Annotated in this window: 19 protein-coding genes; 11 read left to right on the forward strand and 8 right to left on the reverse strand. The window is 66.7% G+C overall.

What is annotated here, in order from left to right:
• Positions 1-27 precede the first annotated feature (27 nt).
• Positions 28-303 (forward strand): hypothetical protein, encoded by a 276-nt coding sequence (locus tag NIBR502771_RS05920; protein WP_246839825.1) that lies wholly within the window; start codon positions 28-30, stop codon positions 301-303.
• Positions 300-1,259, forward strand: a complete 960-nt coding sequence (locus NIBR502771_RS05925; protein WP_141158923.1) for a serine/threonine-protein kinase — start codon at positions 300-302, stop codon at positions 1,257-1,259. Before NIBR502771_RS05920 ends, NIBR502771_RS05925 begins: the two co-directional genes overlap by 4 nt.
• Here the strand turns inward: NIBR502771_RS05925 and NIBR502771_RS05930 are convergent.
• Both NIBR502771_RS05930 and purB read right to left on the reverse strand, forming a co-directional pair.
• On the reverse strand, positions 1,256-1,930 hold the full coding sequence (locus tag NIBR502771_RS05930) for a histidine phosphatase family protein (protein ID WP_141158924.1): 675 nt from the start codon (positions 1,928-1,930) through the stop codon (positions 1,256-1,258). The two genes, NIBR502771_RS05925 and NIBR502771_RS05930, sit on opposite strands and share 4 nt — an antisense overlap.
• A gap of 140 nt (positions 1,931-2,070) precedes the next feature.
• Positions 2,071-3,513 carry an adenylosuccinate lyase gene (gene purB / locus NIBR502771_RS05935; RefSeq protein WP_141158925.1) on the reverse strand — a complete coding sequence of 481 codons (1,443 nt, stop codon included), beginning with the start codon at positions 3,511-3,513 and terminating at the stop codon, positions 2,071-2,073.
• Between the two features lie 178 nt (positions 3,514-3,691).
• Between purB and NIBR502771_RS05940 the strand changes: the two genes are divergently transcribed.
• Both NIBR502771_RS05940 and NIBR502771_RS05945 read left to right on the forward strand, forming a co-directional pair.
• A complete protein-coding gene (locus NIBR502771_RS05940; protein WP_141158926.1) occupies positions 3,692-3,982 on the forward strand; it encodes a hypothetical protein in 291 nt (96 codons plus the stop codon).
• Positions 3,979-5,355, forward strand: a complete 1,377-nt coding sequence (locus NIBR502771_RS05945; protein WP_141158927.1) for a hypothetical protein — start codon at positions 3,979-3,981, stop codon at positions 5,353-5,355. The genes NIBR502771_RS05940 and NIBR502771_RS05945 overlap by 4 nt, the downstream gene beginning before the upstream one ends.
• Before the next feature lie 27 nt (positions 5,356-5,382).
• On the opposite strand, the gene NIBR502771_RS05950 is transcribed toward NIBR502771_RS05945, so the two are convergent.
• Together NIBR502771_RS05950 and NIBR502771_RS05955 are read right to left on the reverse strand one after the other, a co-directional pair.
• A complete protein-coding gene (locus NIBR502771_RS05950; protein ID WP_141158928.1) occupies positions 5,383-6,282 on the reverse strand; it encodes a hypothetical protein in 900 nt (299 codons plus the stop codon).
• 216 nt (positions 6,283-6,498) lie between these two features.
• The gene (locus NIBR502771_RS05955; RefSeq protein ID WP_141158929.1) at positions 6,499-6,924 is read right to left on the reverse strand and encodes a phage holin family protein; all 426 of its coding nucleotides are present in this window, start codon (positions 6,922-6,924) and stop codon (positions 6,499-6,501) included.
• 105 nt (positions 6,925-7,029) lie between these two features.
• On the opposite strand from NIBR502771_RS05955, the gene NIBR502771_RS05960 reads away from it, so the two are divergent.
• From NIBR502771_RS05960 to NIBR502771_RS05980, 5 genes are all read left to right on the forward strand, one after another.
• The gene (locus NIBR502771_RS05960) at positions 7,030-8,148 is read left to right on the forward strand and encodes a histidinol-phosphate transaminase (protein WP_141158930.1); all 1,119 of its coding nucleotides are present in this window, start codon (positions 7,030-7,032) and stop codon (positions 8,146-8,148) included.
• A 149-nt stretch (positions 8,149-8,297) separates the two neighbouring features.
• Entirely contained in the window at positions 8,298-9,530 is a 1,233-nt protein-coding gene (gene pdhA / locus NIBR502771_RS05965; RefSeq protein WP_141158931.1) for a pyruvate dehydrogenase (acetyl-transferring) E1 component subunit alpha, read from the forward strand.
• Positions 9,530-10,510, forward strand: a complete 981-nt coding sequence (locus tag NIBR502771_RS05970; RefSeq protein ID WP_141158932.1) for an alpha-ketoacid dehydrogenase subunit beta — start codon at positions 9,530-9,532, stop codon at positions 10,508-10,510. Before pdhA ends, NIBR502771_RS05970 begins: the two co-directional genes overlap by 1 nt.
• Positions 10,511-10,517: 7 nt before the next feature.
• Positions 10,518-11,975 (forward strand): dihydrolipoamide acetyltransferase family protein, encoded by a 1,458-nt coding sequence (locus tag NIBR502771_RS05975; RefSeq protein WP_141158933.1) that lies wholly within the window; start codon positions 10,518-10,520, stop codon positions 11,973-11,975.
• Between the two features lie 16 nt (positions 11,976-11,991).
• Positions 11,992-12,609 carry a phosphatase PAP2 family protein gene (locus NIBR502771_RS05980; RefSeq protein ID WP_141158934.1) on the forward strand — a complete coding sequence of 206 codons (618 nt, stop codon included), beginning with the start codon at positions 11,992-11,994 and terminating at the stop codon, positions 12,607-12,609.
• Between the two features lie 29 nt (positions 12,610-12,638).
• Here the strand turns inward: NIBR502771_RS05980 and NIBR502771_RS05985 are convergent, their stop codons facing one another.
• The 4 genes from NIBR502771_RS05985 to NIBR502771_RS06000 all read right to left on the reverse strand — a co-directional run bounded on the left by NIBR502771_RS05985 (position 12,639) and on the right by NIBR502771_RS06000 (position 15,600).
• On the reverse strand, positions 12,639-12,974 hold the full coding sequence (locus NIBR502771_RS05985) for a hypothetical protein (protein ID WP_141158935.1): 336 nt from the start codon (positions 12,972-12,974) through the stop codon (positions 12,639-12,641).
• Between the two features lie 176 nt (positions 12,975-13,150).
• Entirely contained in the window at positions 13,151-13,579 is a 429-nt protein-coding gene (locus tag NIBR502771_RS05990) for a universal stress protein (RefSeq protein WP_141158936.1), read from the reverse strand.
• 44 nt (positions 13,580-13,623) lie between these two features.
• Positions 13,624-14,916, reverse strand: coding sequence for a PLP-dependent aminotransferase family protein (locus tag NIBR502771_RS05995; protein WP_141158937.1), 1,293 nt, complete (start codon positions 14,914-14,916; stop codon positions 13,624-13,626).
• A 126-nt stretch (positions 14,917-15,042) separates the two neighbouring features.
• Positions 15,043-15,600 (reverse strand): NAD(P)H-dependent oxidoreductase, encoded by a 558-nt coding sequence (locus NIBR502771_RS06000; protein WP_141158938.1) that lies wholly within the window; start codon positions 15,598-15,600, stop codon positions 15,043-15,045.
• Positions 15,601-15,720: 120 nt separating this feature from the next.
• Here NIBR502771_RS06000 and NIBR502771_RS06005 point away from each other — a divergent pair, with 120 nt between their 5' ends.
• Together NIBR502771_RS06005 and NIBR502771_RS06010 are read left to right on the forward strand one after the other, a co-directional pair.
• Complete coding sequence (locus tag NIBR502771_RS06005; protein ID WP_141158939.1) at positions 15,721-16,344, forward strand: TetR/AcrR family transcriptional regulator; 624 nt, start codon at positions 15,721-15,723, stop codon at positions 16,342-16,344.
• Between the two features lie 257 nt (positions 16,345-16,601).
• A complete protein-coding gene (locus NIBR502771_RS06010; protein ID WP_141158940.1) occupies positions 16,602-17,585 on the forward strand; it encodes an ABC transporter permease in 984 nt (327 codons plus the stop codon).
• The last annotated feature ends 2 nt before the right edge of the window (positions 17,586-17,587 follow it).

Genomic DNA, 17,587 nt, shown 5'->3' on the forward strand with positions numbered 1-17,587 from the left:
ACCGAAGTTTCACCGCGTAAACCCGCCATGGGCGTGACCATTCCGGATGCCCGCACGGACCTGACGCGGTCCACCCTGGACGGCACCACAGCGCCGCAGGGACACACCGCCGTCCACTGCGGTACGCCGATGCAGCTGGTGACGCCGGCACTTGGGTGGGAGCGTGCCAGCTACACCTTCGCCCCAGCTACCCCCGGGGACAGCGAGCTTCCGCCCGTGTGGCGTTGCGCCTGCGGGTTCCAGCTGGACGCCTGGAGCACCGGACCCCGCGTGGCACCTCGTTCCGCTGACCTCTCCGCATGAGCGCCAACGGGACGGCAGCTGCGGCGCCGCCGCATTCGTTGCTGAACAGCGGGGCGGCGCCCCTTGCCGGCCGGTACCAGTTGAGGGAACGCCTTGGCCGGGGATCCGCGGCCGAAGTATTTCGCGCGGTGGACCTGGAGGGCGGCCCGGACGTTGCGGTGAAGATCGCGACGGCCGGCGGCCGGAAGCAGCACCAGCGGATCCGGAATGAGGCTGCCGTCCTGGCCCGCTTCAGCCATCCATCCATTGTGAGCCTGGTGGACCAGGGCGTGGTGGCAGGCAGCGGTTCCCGTGCCGGGCGCCCGTACCTCGTGGAGGAGCTTGCCCTGGGCGCCAGCCTTGCCGAGGTCACCCGCGCGGACCGCCCTGGGTCCGGTGATGTGGCACTGTGGGCCCGGGGCCTCTTCGGTGCCCTCGCCCACCTGCATGCCGGCGGGCTGGTGCACCGCGACATCAAACCCGCGAACCTGATGCTCAGCGGCCTGCGGAGAAGTCCAGTCCGGATCATCGATTTCGGCATTGCCGCCGCCACCGGTTCGGCGCCCGAGCCCGGAATTTCGTCCGGGACAGTGCACTATATGAGTCCCGAGCAGGCATCCGGCGGCACCGTTGCGCCGTCCTGGGACGTGTACTCCACGGGGCTTGTCCTGCTGGAGCTCCTCACCGGCAACAAGGCCTTTCCGGGCACCGCCATTGAATCCCTGGTGGCCCGGACCCTTCGGTCCCCCGACGTCCCGGAGTACCTCGGCGGCTGGGTCCCCCTGCTGCGGTCCCTGACGGCCATGGACCCCGGGGAACGGCCGACGGCGGCAGATGCCGCGGTGATGGCAGCGCAGCTGATTCCCGGGGTCCCGTCAGCCCGCCGCGGCATACCGGCCGTGCGCAGCCGGGCGGACGTGGGCCCATGTCCCGCCGCGCGGGCGCTGCCCCACCGGCGCCACCGGCAGCAGGCCTAGGGGGCGGCTGCGTCCCGGCCCGTCGGGTCCCCGGCGGCGGGGTCCGCCAGGGCGAGGCCGCCCACCGGGCTGCCTTCCCAGTGGATCAGCTTCCAGCCGGTGTCCGGGTCACCCTCCAGCGCCACAATGCCGGTATTGGCCAGCACGTGCCTGGCGGCGAATTCGTGGTCGATGCCGTCGGCCCGGAGCCCGGCCCAGGTCCTGATCGCCGCACCATGGCTCACCACTGCCACTGTGTTGTGCTGCCCGGATGCCCTGTCGACCACCCTGGCGATGGCGGCGTCGAACCGGTCGAAGAACGCGTGGCCGTCGGGTCCTGCGGGCATGCGGTTGTCCAGTTCACCTGCAGCCCAGGAAATGACCGTTCCCATGTACCGCTTATGCGACTCGTGGTCCGTGAGCTTCTCCAGTGCTCCCGCCTCGATCTCGTGCAGCCCCTCCAGGACCGTGGTTTCCAGGCCCCGGAGCCTGCCCAGGGGTGCCGCGGTGATCTGGGTGCGGATCAAGGTTGACGCGTACAGGGCGCCGATGGGTTCGTTGACCAGGGACCGCGCCATCGCCTCTGCCTGCCGTTCGCCCAGTTCGGTGAGGCCCGGTCCCGGGTGGTCGGTGTCCAGCTGGCCCAGCACGTTTCCCGGGGTTTCGCCGTGGCGGATCAGGAGCAACTTCATGACTCCAGTTTCCCACCCCGCCGCAGTGCTGCCGAAACGCCTGCATCCGGGCCCGGGAGGCACGCCCTGCCTGGACAAACGAAAGGCGCCGGACCCTCCCGGGCCCGGCGCCGTCGTCGTACGTTCCTGCCTTGCGGGGCTTACTTCAGGTGGTCCACCAGCTGGTCCGCGATACCCGTGTATTTGCCGGGCGTGAGGGCCAGGAGGCGGGCCTCAGCGTCGGGGGAGAGGCCCAGGCCCTGCACGAACTCCTGCATGCGCGCAGCGTCCACGCGCTGGCCGCGGGTGAGGTCCTTGAGGCGCTCGTAAGGGTTTTCCATGCCCTCGACGCCGGCAATCGCCTCGGCGCGCATGACCATCTGGATGGCCTCGCCCAGGACCTCCCAGTTGGTGTCCAGGTCCGCTGCCAGGACGTCTTCGGCGACATCCAGGCGCTCCAGGCCCTTGGCAACGTTGGAGATGGCCAGGAGGGAGTGCCCGAATGCGACGCCGATGTTGCGCTGGCTGGAGGAATCGGTGAGGTCGCGCTGCCAGCGGGAGGTCACCAGGGTGGAGCCCAGGACATCGAGCAGTCCGGAGGAGATCTCCAGGTTTGCCTCGGCGTTTTCGAAGCGGATGGGGTTGACCTTGTGCGGCATGGTGGACGAACCCGTGGCACCGGCCACCGGGATCTGGGCAAAGTAGCCGATGGAGATGTAGCTCCAGATGTCGGTGCAGACGTTGTGCAGGATGCGGTTGAAGCGGGCAACGTCGGCGTAGAGCTCAGCCTGCCAGTCGTGGCTTTCGATCTGCGTGGTCAGCGGGTTCCAGTTAAGGCCCAGCCCCTCCACGAACGATTCGGAAACCTGCTGCCAGTCGGCGCCGGGGACGGACGCCACATGGGCCGCGTAGGTGCCGGTGGCCCCGTTGATCTTGCCCAGGTATTCGGTCTTGGCGATCCGGTCCAGCTGGCGGGTCAGGCGGTGCGCGATGACGGCCAGTTCCTTGCCCAGGGTGGTGGGGGTGGCCGGCTGGCCGTGGGTGCGGGACAGCATGGGAACTGCCCGGTTCTCCTCCGCCATCCTGCTGATCTGCGCCACGAGCTTGCGGGCAGCGGGGAGCCACACGTCCTCCACGGCACCCTTCACGCCGAGGGCGTAGGACAGGTTGTTGATGTCCTCGGAGGTGCAGCCGAAGTGGACCATGGCGGTCAGGTTTTCGATGCCGATGGCGGGGAGGCGGCGGCCGATGTAGTACTCCACGGCCTTCACATCGTGCACGGTCACGGCTTCGATTTCAGCCAGTTCGGCGACGGACGCGGCGTCGAATTCAGTGACGATGGCGCGGAGCTGGTCCTGCTGTTCCGGGCTCAGGGGACCGGCGCCGGGAAGGACGTTGTTGCTGGTCAGGTGGATGAGCCATTCCACTTCGACCGCCACGCGGTCCCGGTTCAGGGCGGCCTCGGACAGGTAGTCAACGAGTGGCGCGACGGCGGACTGGTAACGGCCGTCCAGGGGTCCAAGCGCGATCTTTTCCGATGACGCGGCGAGGGCCAGGCGTCCTGAGGGCGTACGGGTATCAGCTGTGGCGGCAGTTTCAGGCATGTGCTGATTCTTTCATGAAGTCCGGGGCCGCCTTAAGCGTGGTCGTCCACGTTACTTGTCCACATAGCCGACGGCGGCGCTTACGGGGGCGGGGCCGCGTGCCTAGCGTTGGGAGCAGCAGGGTTGGGACGGATTATCCGGCCGGGGCGGCTGGGTCGGAAAGCAGGGGGACGGTCCGATGGACGGGAGCTGGGACAGCCGGCAGCAGCTGGATGCCACGCTGATGTCGGTCGCGGGCCGCCTTGCAACCTGCAGCGCCAAGGTCGAACAGGTACTTGGCGGATTCCATGACATTCAGCTGCTCGACTGGCAATCTCCGGCCGGGCGCGCTTACCGGGATGCTGTCACTCTCCAGGCCTCCAGCCTGCGCCGCGCCCTGGACCGTCTGCAGGAGGCGCGGCTCGCGGTAGCACGGCGGGCCCAGGAAGACACCGGGGTGCCAATCGCCACGTCCGGCTGGCCAGGATGAGCACCGCGGCTCCACGGGGGGAGGGCGACATTGGGCTGTATGGCCCGTCCCGGAACGGCAGTATCACCGTGAGCGGAGGCGTCTCGGGGTTCAGCGTGCAGCTTGAGGAACTCATGGCCGGCGCGGAGAAACTCGACGGGCTCGCACAGGATCTGTTGTGGGCCGAAGAGGAATCCGGCCGCCTCCTGGACGAGCTTTGCCGGGCGGACCACCAGCCAGCCTGGTCCGACGCGGGCTACGTGGCGAGCGTGCGCGACAGTGCATGGGCGCTGCGGACGGTCCGGGCAGAGATGCAACGGATCAGTGCCGAGGTCCGCACCTGCATCCGGGACTACGAGAAGGCTGAAGAGCACGCAAAAACAAGCCAGTATTTCGGGTACCGCAGCCATCAGGATCTCCTGCACTCGGCCATCGTGATCCTGACTTCCAAGGCTGCCGACGGAAAGACTATGGAATGGCTGGTGAGCCAACTGGGCGCGCAGGCCTCGGTAATGAAAACCAACATTGGACAAAACCCCTGGGTCCGGGACGCCGTATTTGGCATGGCATCGGGCCTCAGGCCAAGGCACATTGCTGTGCAGCGCGAAGAAGAGGTGGCAGTGGACCTGGAGGCTTCGCCGGCCGGCCTGTTGGAGCGGATACGGCAGATTGAGGCACGGGGATCGGGGTTCATCGAAGTCCTTGAGGTGCCAAAAGGAGGGGAAACAGCTTATGTAGTGGTCATTCCCGGCACTCAAGCGGCAGGAATCCAGGCAGGGGGCGACAATCCCTTCGATGAAGCAGGCATCGGCGAGGGGATGTTCTACAGCTCTTCGGAAGTGAACCAGGCAATCCTTGAGGCACTTGAGGCGGCCGGGGCAAAGCGGGGAGCTCCGCTGGTAGCGGTGGGGTACAGCCAGGGCGGCATCCATGCCATGAACCTTGCTGCCGATCCCGAAGTCCTCCGCGCCTACGATGTCCGCTACGTGCTTACCGCTGGATCGCCGGTTGCCGGAATTACACCTGGAGTGGGGGTCAGTTCGCTGCACCTGGAGCATGAAGCAGACTGGGTTCCCGGCGCAGACGGAGCACCAAACCCCGACACCCGGGACAGGGTAACGGTCACTCTGACAAATCCGGTAACCACTCCGGAGGGGGAAGGCGCGGGGCTGGGGCCAGGGCACCGACTCAGCGGTTATGGGGAGGCGGCAAGCCTGGTTGCCGCCAGCAAAGATCCCGCACTGGTCAAGTCCACCGCGGCGCTGGGTGCTGTCCTGGGCGCAGGCGGGGCCGTCACGGCTACGCGATTCTCCCTGTCCAGGACTCCGCCGCCCACCGTCCCCAAGGACCGCAGGGATCCCCTTTCCGGGCGGCCACAACCGGGAGCCCGCTAGGAAGTTTCTCCGCACGCGCGGCAGGCGTCAGGAGATTGGGGCGGCGTGCAATTCCATGTACCGGCTGGAGCGCAACTGTTCGGGTTGCGGGGCGGGGGCAGCCGGCTGTGGGGCAGGTGCCGGGACTGCGGCAGGGCACCGGTAGTTGTAGTCGAGGCCGTTTTCCGTGAACTGCGTTGTGGTGACAGTTCCGCCCGGCGTCAACGGCGGAGCGCCGCAATACTCTTCTGCCGACTCTGCCGAGTCGGGGCCCGCCAGCCAGTTCTGGAGTTTGTAGAGGTTGCTGCCGGGACTGACGTCACCCGCAATCTCGTTGAACTGATATCCGGTTGAATAGATCCCCACTTCCACCCCGGCCCCCTGCAGGTAGGCCGTCATGCCTTCCAGTTCGGCTGCATTGACTGCCTTGTCCCACAGCCAGCTGTTTCCAAACTCAACATCCAGCCACCACATGCGGTGTATGTCCTGCCCGGCTGCCGCCAGGATGCCGGCTGACGTGGCGGCCATGGCGTAGCCGTGCACGTAGGCGCAGGCCGGGGACGCGGTGCCGTCGCACAAACCATATGGATTGCTGACAGCGGTTTCCCCGTACGTGTTCCCGGCCGGCCACCATAACGACTCCGCGGGCCCGGTCGCGGCAGTGTTCACATACACTGCAGCCGGGGTGCCGCCTGCCGCCTCAGCACTTTGACCCGCCCACGCCAGTTGGGCGGCCAGGCAAGGGTTGGCGGTGTCGGGACGCCCGCCGTTCACCCCGACGATCGCGAAGGGCGGGGGCGCAGGAAGATCAGCGCCGCATTGCGGCCAGGAGATGTCGTTGCCCAACCCCGCGGGGCCGTGCGGTGCGGTGCCGGATTCCGCACGTGCCGGGCCGGCTTGCCATGCCAGGAGCAGGCAGGCAGCGAGACATATCCTGATGGACTTCATAGCTTGACCCCAATGTTCCGGAACCGACAGCGACGGGCCGTGCCGGGCCTGAATTGCAGCCTAGGCGGCCGCCAGCGCAGGGGTCATGGGTGGCTGGTACTGGAGTTTGTGCTGCTGATTCGGGGAATGGCACCTGATGGGTACCTGCTCGCCGGCCGCCCTGCTACTTGGCGGCAGGGCACCGTGGGGGCTTCTTCACGTCGGAGGCGGTCCGGGTCAGCGCCGGCCTCCCGGCAGGAGCCCCGCCACCAGGGACACCAGCGAGATGATGATGGCGGCGAGCAGCGCCGTCCAGAAGAAGGAATCAATGGTGAGGTGCACTGGCGTATAGCTGCTGATCCAGGCCGTCAGGTACAGCATGGCCGCGTTGATGACGATGGCGAACAGGCCAAGCGTCAGGATGGTGATGGGCAGCGCGAGGAGGCGCACCAGCGGCCGTACGAAGGCATTGACGACGCCGAAGATGAGGCCGATGAACAGGTAGGCCAGGACAATCCCAATGGTCTCGGTGTCCTGTGAAATCCCGGTTCTGGCGACGGCGTCGGATGCCGCCGTGCTCGAGATGTCCATGCCCGGCAGGATCCAGCTGGCCACCCAGAGCGCAGCGGCGTTAACGACGACCCGAAGGATGAAGGAACCCATGCCCCCATGCTTCCATACCGTTCCCATGGGAACCTGGGGAACGGCAAGGAATTTGTGCCCCGCATACCCCGGGTCCTCGCGGGAGCGGGACGTAGGCTAGAGGCCATGACTTCACCTGAGACCCGGGCGGGCGGAATTGCGCCGCGCCCGGTGCTGGACCGGCTGCCCCGCTACGCGGCAGGAAAACCGCCGGCCGCGGTCAGCGGTCTGGCCAGCTTCAAGCTGTCCTCCAATGAAAACCCGTTACCGCCGATCCCGGCAGTGCTGGAAGCCATCGCCAACCAGTCCGACTTCAACCGGTATCCGGATCCCCTGAGCAGCAAGCTTCGCGCTGCCCTTGCGGAATTTCTCGGTGTGCCCGCCGACGACATTGTGACCGGAGCGGGAAGCCTTGGCGCGCTGAACCAGATCCTGGCCGCCTTTGCCGGCCAGAACGAGGACGGGAAAGCGGACGAGGTCATCTATGCATGGCGCTCTTTTGAGGCTTACCCCATCAGCGTTGGCCTGGCAGGCGCCGAAAGTGTCCAGGTTCCCGTCACGGCCGACGGCCGGCACGACCTCGCAGCCATGGCGGCGGCCGTAAGTGCCCGCACCAAAGTCATCCTTCTCTGCACGCCCAACAACCCCACCGGCCCGGCCCTGGACGCGGCCGAAACCGAAGCCTTCATCCGGTCCGTTCCGGCTGACGTGGTGGTGGTGATCGATGAGGCGTACCAGGAGTTTGTCAGGGCGGAAGGCGCCGTGGACGGAATCGCGCTATACCGGAAATATCCCAATGTGGTGGTGCTCCGGACCTTCTCCAAGGCGCACGGCCTGGCCGGGCTCCGTGTGGGCTACAGCGTCTCCCATCCCGGGCTGACGCAGTATTTGAGGGTGGCTGCGACTCCATTCGCTGTCTCCCAAATTGCCGAGCAGGCAGCGGTTGTCTCCCTGGCAAATTTTGGCCAGGTTGTGGAAAGGGTACAAAAACTCGTTGACGAGAGGGACCGGGTGGTCAACGGCCTCAAGGACCTCGGCTGGAGCGTCCCTGACGCCCAGGGCAACTTCGTCTGGCTCGCGCTTGGCGCCGAAAGTGCCGCCTTCGCAGAGTTGGCGGGGACGCGGGCTCTCTCGGTGCGGGCCTTCGCCGGAGAAGGCGTGAGGGTCAGCATCGGGGAGCCCGAGGCCAACACGCGGTTCCTCCAATTGTGTGCCGACTATACAAAGGCGCCTGCAACTTCCTAGCACTTAACAAGTAGCCCTCCGGCTACTTACCGAAGATAAAGTTAGGATCAGTAAGCCAATATATATGCCATGCCGGGAATGTATTCCGTGCGCGGCATATATCCCAGCGACATTGCATTGCATCCGGATGCGGCAAGCAAGGAGACGGTATGGGCACTCATCTGCCTTCCACCGAGTTCGACGGAACAGCGGTAGACGACCAGCGGGAAGCCGATGCTGAAGCCGTCATGGGCGAGCCCGCGGCACAAATGGTTCAGCTTCTCGGTCCTGACGGGAAGCTGGGCACCGATCCCGTCTACAGTGCCTACGCGGACAAGCTCACCGCCGGCGACCTGCGGGGCCTGTACGCCGACATGGCCGCGATCCGGCGGTTCGACGTCGAAGCGACCGCCCTCCAGCGCCAGGGCCAGCTGGCCCTGTGGGTGCCGCTGACAGGCCAGGAAGCGGCGCAGATCGGTTCAGGCCGCGCCAGCCAGCCGCAGGACTACATCTTCCCCACTTACCGGGAACACGGCGTGGCGCTTACCCGGAACGTGGACCTTGCCGAACTCCTGCGCCAGTTCCGCGGAGTCTCCAACGGCGGATGGAACCCCAAGGACACCAATTTCCACCTTTACACCCTGGTCCTGGCGGCGCAGACCCTGCACGCCGTGGGATACGCCATGGGGATCCAGCGGGACCAGAAGCTCGCCGCCGCGTCCAATACCGCAGGCAGGGAGCCTGACGCCGCCGTCATCGCGTACTTCGGCGACGGCGCCAGCTCGGAAGGCGACGTCCACGAGTCCATGGTGTTTGCCTCCTCCTACAAGGCCCCCGTGGTGTTCTTCTGCCAGAACAACCACTGGGCCATCTCCGTGCCCACCAACGTCCAGACCCGCGTTCCGCTCTCGAACCGTGCCAAGGGATACGGCTTCCCCGGCATCCGGGTGGACGGCAACGACGTGATCGCGGTCCACGCCGTCACCGAGTGGGCGCTGGAGCATGCCCGCCAGGGCAAGGGGCCAGTCCTCATTGAGGCCTTCACGTACCGGGTGGGGGCGCATACCACGGCGGACGATCCCACCAAGTACCGGCAGTCCGAGGAGGAGGATGCCTGGCGGGCCAAGGATCCGCTGGCCCGGCTGGAGAAGTACCTGCGCGCCGAAGGCCTGGCAGATGACGCCTACTTCGCCAAGGTGAAGGCCGACGGTGACGACCTGGCCGCTTATGTCAGGCGCACCGCCCACGATCTTCAGAACCCGGACATCCGGCAGGCCTTCGCCAGCGTCTACAGGGAGGCCCACCCGCTGGTGGCCGAGGAACTGGCGTGGTTCGAGGAATACAGCGCAGGATTCGCCGGCGGGGAAGAATCCGCCGGGCACGCAGCAAAGGCAGGCCACTGATGACCACCATGACCATCGCGAAGGCCATCAACGAAGGCCTCCGCGCCACCCTGGCCGCCAACCCCAAGTCGTTGCTGATGGGCGAGGACATCGGACCCCTCGGCGGCGTCTACCGCGTCACTGACGGACTGATCGGCGAGTTCGGCCCGGACCGCGTGGTGGACACCCCGCTGGCCGAGTCCGGAATCATCGGCACCGCCATCGGCCTGGCGCTGAGGGGGTACAGCCCGGTCTGCGAGATCCAGTTCGACGGGTTCGTCTTCCCCGGCTTCAACCAGATCACCACCCAGCTGGCCAAAATCCACTCACGCAGCAACGGCAACCTCACCGTCCCCGTGGTCATCCGCATCCCCTACGGCGGCGGCATCGGCTCCATTGAGCACCACTCCGAATCCCCGGAGGCCCTGTTCGCCCATACGGCCGGCCTGCGCATCATCACCCCGTCCAACCCGCATGACGCCTACTGGATGATCCAGCAGGCCGTGGAGTGCCAGGACCCCGTCATCGTTTTCGAACCCAAGCGCCGCTACTGGCTCAAAGGGGAGGTAGACGTCGAGGCGCCCGGGCCGTCGGAGGATCCGTTCAAGGCCCACGTTCTTCGCGAGGGTACCGACGCCACCGTGGTGGCTTACGGACCCCTGGTGCCCGTGGCATTGGCGGCCGCCAACGCAGCGGAGGAGGACGGCCGGAGCCTGGAGGTCATCGACCTCCGGTCCATTTCCCCCATCGACTTCGACACCGTCACCGCCTCCGTCCAAAAAACCGGCCGTCTGATCGTGACCCACGAGGCCCCCACATTCGGCGGAATCGGAGGCGAAATCGCCGCCCGGATCAGCGAGCGGGCATTCCACTCCCTCGAGGCGCCGGTGATCCGCGTCGGCGGCTTCCACATGCCCTACCCCGTTGCCAAGGTGGAGGAAGACTACCTTCCGGACATCGACCGCATCCTCGAGGCGCTGGACCGCGCCCTCTCCTACTGAGGACACCATGACCCTTAATAAGTTCAACCTGCCCGACGTCGGCGAGGGCCTCACGGAGGCGGAAATCGTCTCCTGGAAGGTCAAGCCCGGCGACACCGTGGCCATCAACGACGTCATCTGCGAGATCGAAACCGCGAAGTCGATCGTGGAACTGCCGTCCCCGTTCGCCGGCACCGTCACCGAACTGCTGGTGGAGGAAGGGGTGACGGTCGACGTCGGGACCGCCATCATCAGTGTCAGCGACGAAGTCTCCGGCGACCCCACCCCCGCCGACGTCCGCGCACCCCAGGCCACCGTCGCTTCCGGTGCCTCCACCCAGCCGCTCTACGGCACGCTGCCCGCAGACGCAGGGGAGGCGGGCGAGACCTCCGCCGCACCCCTGGTGGGTTCCGGGCCGAAGGCCGACGCCGTCAAGCGCCGGCCCCGGAAGACCGCACCGTCGGCCGCCATGACAGTGAACGCGCCCGAGGTCGAACCGGTCCAGCCCCGTACGCCGGCCGAAGTTTCCGCCGGCGCACCTTCCGCCGTCGACACCCGGCCGACCCTCGGCGGCACCATCACGGGCCTTGTCAACCGGGTACTGGCCAAGCCGCCGGTCCGCAAAATTGCCCGCGACCTTGGCATCGACCTCGCCGACGTCGTCGCAACGGGTTCGCGCGGCGAGGTGACCCGCGAAGACCTGGTCAGCTACCAGGCGCAGCGCGACGCCGAGCTGGACAAGGCGGACGGCTTCTGGGGCGCGGCCGGAAAGCCGCAGGACCAGCGCGTGGAGAGCATTCCGGTCAAGGGCGTCCGCAAGGCCACGGCCAAGGCGATGGTGGAATCTGCCTTCGCGGCACCGCACGTCAGCATTTTCGTGGACGTCGACGCGAGCCGCACCATGGAATTCGTCAAGCGGCTCAAGGCCTCCCGGGACTTCGAGGGAATCAAGGTCTCGCCGCTGCTCATCCTGGCCAAGGCCGTCATCTGGGCCGCCGCAAGGAATCCCAGCGTGAACGCAGCCTGGGTGGACAACGAAGACGGCAGCGCCGAGATCCAGGTCAAGCACTTCATGAACCTGGGCATTGCCGCGGCCACTCCGCGCGGCCTCATGGTGCCCAACATCAAGAATGCGCAGGACCTGTCCTTGAAGGAGCTGGCCCTGGCGCTGAACGACCTTGCCACCACGGCCAGGGCCGGGAAGACGCAGCCGGCGCAGATGCAGGGCGGGACGCTGACCATCACCAACATCGGGGCCCTGGGCATCGACACCGGTACGCCGATCATCAATCCGGGGGAGGTGGCCATTGTTGCCTTCGGAACCATCAAGCAGAAGCCATGGGTCCTGGATGGAGAGGTGATTCCCCGCTGGATCACCACCCTGGGCGGATCCTTCGACCACCGCGTGGTCGATGGTGACCTGTCCGCCCGCTTCATGGCCGACGTCGCAGCCATCCTGGAGGAGCCCGCGCTCCTCCTGGACTAGGGCACCGGCCCAGGACATGGCAGCAGGCAACGGGGCGATCCGGGCCAGGAACCGCACAGCCAAATGGCTGACGGAGGTCTTCCAGCCGCCGGTGGTGGTTTCCCTGCAGCTGCTGGTCAGCCCACTGGCCCAGCCGGGATTCCCGGGAACCATCGGCTACGGCGCGCTGGCGGCCCTCTTCGTGTGCGTGCTTCCGCTGGTGGTGCTGCTGGTCCTGGTCAGGCTGGGCAAAGTCACGGACCACCACGTCAGCGACCGGAAGCAGCGTGCACCCGTGCTGCTGATGGCGCTGGGCTGCATCGCTCTGGGGCTGCTGGTGCTGGGCGCCGTGGATGCGCCCCAAAGCGTCATTGCGATGGTGCTGGCGGTAGTGGGCGGCGTGGCGGTCCTGGCCGTGGTCAGCCCGTTCTGGAAGATGAGCGGCCACGCCGCTGCCGTGTCCTGCGCGGCCGTCGTGTCGGTGCTGATGCTCGGCGCTGCGTGGTCACCGCTGCTGCTCCTGGTCCCGGCGGTCAGCTGGTCGCGGGTGGTGCTGCGGGCCCATTCCCTGGCACAGGTGGTGGCAGGATCGCTCTTCGGCGGCCTGGTGATGGCCGGGATCTGGTGGCTGCTGCAGGGTTGGCTGGTGGGCTGACCTTCTACGCGGCCGGGGGAATTGCCAGCCTAGTAGGCGGCGTATGCGGTGAAGGCTTCGAGTATGGCCGGATCCGCGGTGGTTCCCAGCACTACTGCGGCGGCGGTCATCAGGCCGCCCATGAGCGCGGCCGCGCCGGCCCAGGCGCTCAGGAGCTTCCAGTCCTCGCGCAGGACGCTGCGCACGGTGGCGGGGAGCTGGAGTCCCGGGGTAATGAGGTTGGGCGCACTGTCCAGGCTGCCGTCGTCCAGCAGCGCAACCACACGGTCGTTGCTGCGGTCCACCCGCATGGAGCTGATGTGGTTGCCGTGGCGGGCAAGGAGGATGTCGTGGCCAACAAGCTGGCGGCGCTGCATGGTGATCAAGGGGAGCCCTTCGCTGGTGGGTGGATTCGTCAGTGTCCACGCCGTTGGGGGCCCATCCAATTTTATCGTTGCGCCAGCAGCTTAAATGATGATAATGCGGTGAGAACGGACACCACCCGCAGCGATATCCGCCACCACGGGTGGTGTCCTGCGTTACCCCAAGGGGGTTCCTGGCTCTAGTCGGCGTCGTAGGTGTTGGCGATGTAAACGTCGCAAGGGGCGTTGTGGGCCACACTGTTTGCCACGCTGCCCAGGACCCGGCCGATGCCGTGCATGCGGCGGTTTCCCACCACGATGATGCGGGCATCCATTCGGACGGCTTCCTTGATGAGGGCATCGGCGGGCCGCCCGCGGGCCGCCGAATAGGTGACCGCGACGTCGCGGCCCAGGGATTCCGCCACGGTCCGGGCCACCTGTTCTGCGGCGTCGGCGTCGGAGACGATCCAGCGGTCGCTGCCGCTGCCGAACACCTCGGTCCGGTCGCTGTCAAAGGCCGACACGACGTGCAGCGAGGCGTCCAGTCCCGCCGCCAGGTTCTTGGCCGATTCCGCTGCCCTCTTTGCGGTTTCGCTGCCGTCGACCCCTACAACGATGATTCCACCCATATGCATGCTCCTTTGCTCGGTTTTCGGCGTTCGTGTGGCTTACGCTACAGCGCCGCGATGGCTTCCTGCAGCACCGGCGCCAACCGGCGCACTCCCTCGGCGATGGCTTCGGGAGGGACGGCGCTGAAGGCGAGCCTGAGCTTGTTGGACGGCTCGTCCGACGGCGTGAACGCTGCGCCGGGGATAAACACGACGCCGGCATCGATCGCCTTGCGCAGCAGTGGGTAGGTGTCAATGCCCTCCGGCAGCGTCACCCAGACGAAGAAGCCGCCCTGTGGGCTGGTCCAGGTGGTCCCGGCGGGCATGTATTCCTTGAGGGCGGCGAGCATGGCCCGGCACCGCTCGGCGTACAGTCCGCGGTAGGTTTCGATCTGGCCCTGCCAGTCGTAGTCGCGCAGGTAGGCGGAAACCAGCATCTGGTTCAGGGCGGGCGGGCAGAGCGTGACCGATTCCGCGGCGAGGTAGTAGCGGCGCTGCAGGGGTTCCGGAACCAGGGCCCAGCCGATCCGGAGGCCGGGCGCGAAGATCTTGGAGAAGGAGCCGAGGTAGATGACGTCGTCCGGGTTGGCGGCGCGCAGTGGGGGCAGCGGCTCACCTTCGAAGCGGAGGAGTCCGTACGGGTTGTCCTCCAGGACCAGGATATTCGCCCTGCGGCATATATCGACCACCTGCTGCCGCCGTTCCCGGGCCAGGGTGATGCCGGAGGGGTTATTGAAGTTCGGGATGGTGTAAAGGAACTTGATGCTCCTGCCGGCGAGCTGGAGCGCGGCAATCCGCGCCTCCAGCAGTTCCGGGACCAAGCCGAACTGGTCCATCTCCACCGTTTCCACCTGGACCTGGTATGCCTCGAAGGTGTTCAGTGCGCCGACGTAGGTGGGGTCCTCCACCAGGACCACGTCTCCCGGATTGCAGAAGAGCTTGGTGGCCACATCCTGGGCCGACTGTGATCCCGCGGTGACCACTACGTTCTGGGGGCGGGCGTCCAGGATGCCTTCGGCGGCCATGACCTCGCAGATCTGCTCCCGGAGCTCGGGGGTACCCTGTCCGGCGCCGTACTGCAGGGCAGTAAGTCCATCCTTGGCAATGATGTCCGCTGCCGTCGCTGACAGGCGGTCAAGGGGCAGCGACTGGAGATACGGGCTTCCGCCCGCGAGGGAGACCAGTCCGGGCCGCATGGAAATGTCGAAAACGTCCCTGACGGCGGACTGGCGGATGTTCGCCGCCCGCTCCGAGAACAGTTCCTCGTGGCGGTGGGCCGAGGTGGCTGCGCGCTCGATCGCATCGATGGCTTCGGCAGGCAGCGTTCCGGCGGAGGCATCCAGTGTTTCGTGGGTCACAGAGTCAGGATACAGCCCGATGTTGCTTGCAGGGCAACACCTGTTTATCCCGGACGAGCGAGACGTTCCGTGGACATGAGAGCGCCCGGCACGCGACATAGCGTGCCGGGCGCGTTGCTGGTCGGGCTAGGCCGCCGGTGCTGCTGCGGCAAGGGCATCGAAAACGCCCTTGATCTGCTCCACGACCTCGGCGTCGTCCTTGGGGTGGACTTCAGCGAAGCGCACCATGGAACCGGGGACGGCGAGCTTGACGTCTTCCAGGATCTGCGCACCGGCGATGCCGGCGGCCTTGCGGGCTTCATCCTGGGCCCAGACGCCACCGTACTGGCCAAACGCGGTACCGACGACGGCGGTGGGCTTGCCGGCAAGGGCGCCGGCGCCGAAGGGGCGGGACAGCCAGTCGATGGCATTCTTCAGTGCGGCGGGCACGGTGCCGTTGTGCTCGGGGGTAACCAAAAGGACGGCGTCCGCCTCTTCGGCAGCGGCCCGCAGGGCTGCGGCGGCTGCAGGGACCTGGCCCTCGACGTCGAGGTCCTCGTTGTAGAACGGGATGTTGCCCAGGCTCTCGTGGATCACCACGTCCACCTGCTCCGGCGCATTGAGCTGGATGGCCTCGGCCAGCTTTTGGTTGGTGGACTCGGCGCGGAGGCTGCCGACAAGGGTAAGGACTGTGCTCTTGGTCATGGGAACTCCTGGCTAGGGGAGCGGCGGGGGCCGCATTCGGTCAAACTTCCGGCTCATGGAGCCTTCACCAGACTAAACGGACCGCAGTCCGTTTATATTCCGCATGGCTACACTGTCTGTGTGAGGTCCATCCCAGTGCGGCCGGTCGTGGCCCCCGTGACGGCCGCGGAACGCAGCGACGCCGCCCGGAACCGTGAACGCCTCCTGCTGGCTGCCCGGGAGTTGATCGAACAAGGCGGGGCCGCCGCGCTCACCATGGACAGGCTGGCCGAGCAGGCCGGCGTGGGCAAGGGCACCGTCTTCCGCCGCTTCGGGAGCCGGGCCGGGCTGATGCTCACCCTGCTGAACGACTCGGAGGCCGCGTTCCAGGCCCGCTTCCTGTTCGGCCCGCCACCCCTGGGTCCGGGCGCACCGCCACTGGACCGGCTCATCGCCTTTGGAGCCGGGCGGATCGCGTACGTCTTGGAATTCGGGGAGTTGGTGCTCGCAGCCGGAAATGCTTCGAGGGGAAGATTTGAAGTCCCTGCTGCCGCCCTCTGGGACCGCCACGTGGAGATGCTGCTGCGTGAAGCCGGCGCAGAATCCCCGGAGCCCTGGCTGATGGCGGGATCCCTCAACGCGACTCTGGACCCCGAGAGGCTTCTACACCTGATCCGTGAACATGGAGTCACATGCGAACGGCTGGCTGCATCGTGGCGAGAGCTTGTGACACGGGTTGTCACAAGCGCGTATGGTACGCGCTGAGCGGACCCTGCGTCCAGTCACGCGGGCTTCACAGAACTATTCATAACGATCTGATACGGCGCGCCTGGTTTCCGGGGATTCCCCGGCTTTTCGGCTCGAGGCTTGTGATAGTTTCCTCTGGAATGTGACCCGCAACATAGTCCACCAGGACCTGCCCCAGGGGCTGCGGGAAGCCAGCTACCCGCTGGTACAGGGGACCCGGTGAGGCGGCACCATCCGTGCTTGTCCGGGGAGGACGGAAGGATCCAGCAGCGCCCATGCTCAAGTACCTCGCCAAGCGCGGCATCACGTATGTGGTCATGATCTTCCTCACCACATCCGCCGGCTACTTCCTGGCCGTCAGCTCGCTCAAGCCGGCACTGCTCGAACAGGAGCGCATCCCGCGGCCCACCCCCGAGCAGGTGGCGAATTCCATGCGGCTCAAAGGCCTGGACCCGGCGCTCAGCCCTTGGGAGCGCTACGTTGACTGGCTCACCGGCATCGTCACCCGTTGGGACTGGGGCCGCAGCCCCAACGGCGCCTATATCAACGCCGAGTTCGGGGACCGTGTCTGGATCTCCACCCGGCTGTTCCTGGCGTCCATCATCCTGACCCTGGTGATCGGCGTCGCGCTCGGCGTTTATTCGGCGGCACGCCAGTACAAGTTCCAGGACCGGGTCATCACGTCCTACAGCTACCTCGCCTATATCGTGCCGGCGCCCATCGCCTACTTCCTGGTCCAGCTGGGCGCCATCAACATCAACGAGTCCGTGGGCGACCGGATCTTCTTCGTCACCGGCATCTCCACCCCCGGCCTCGCCCCAGGCTGGGCCCAGTTCGTTGACATGCTGGGCCACTACGTGGTGCCCACCGTGGCCATCACCCTGGTTGGCTGGGGTGCCTACCAGATCGCCCAGCGGCAATACCTGCTGGACAACGTCAACGCGGATTTTGTCCGCACCGCACGGGCCAAGGGGTTGACCCGGAACCAGGCGATTGCCCGGCACGCGCTTCGCGTGTCCTTCATCCCGGTGGCCCAGAGCATCGCCTTCACCATCCCTGCCATCTTCGCCGGCGGCTTCTTCGCCGAAAAGATCTTCGCGTGGCCGGGCGTCGGGTCCTGGAGCATCGACGCCATCTCGCTGCAGGACGTCAACGCGGCCACGGCCACACTGGCCTACGGCTCCGTGATCTTCGCCCTGGGCGCCATCCTGGCGGACTTCGCCACCACGCTTGTCGACCCGAGAGTACGGGTGCAGTAGCC

Origin of the sequence: Pseudarthrobacter sp. NIBRBAC000502771 (assembly GCF_006517215.1) — a bacterium.
In the GTDB taxonomy this organism is placed as follows: Bacteria; Actinomycetota; Actinomycetes; order Actinomycetales; family Micrococcaceae; genus Arthrobacter; species Arthrobacter niigatensis.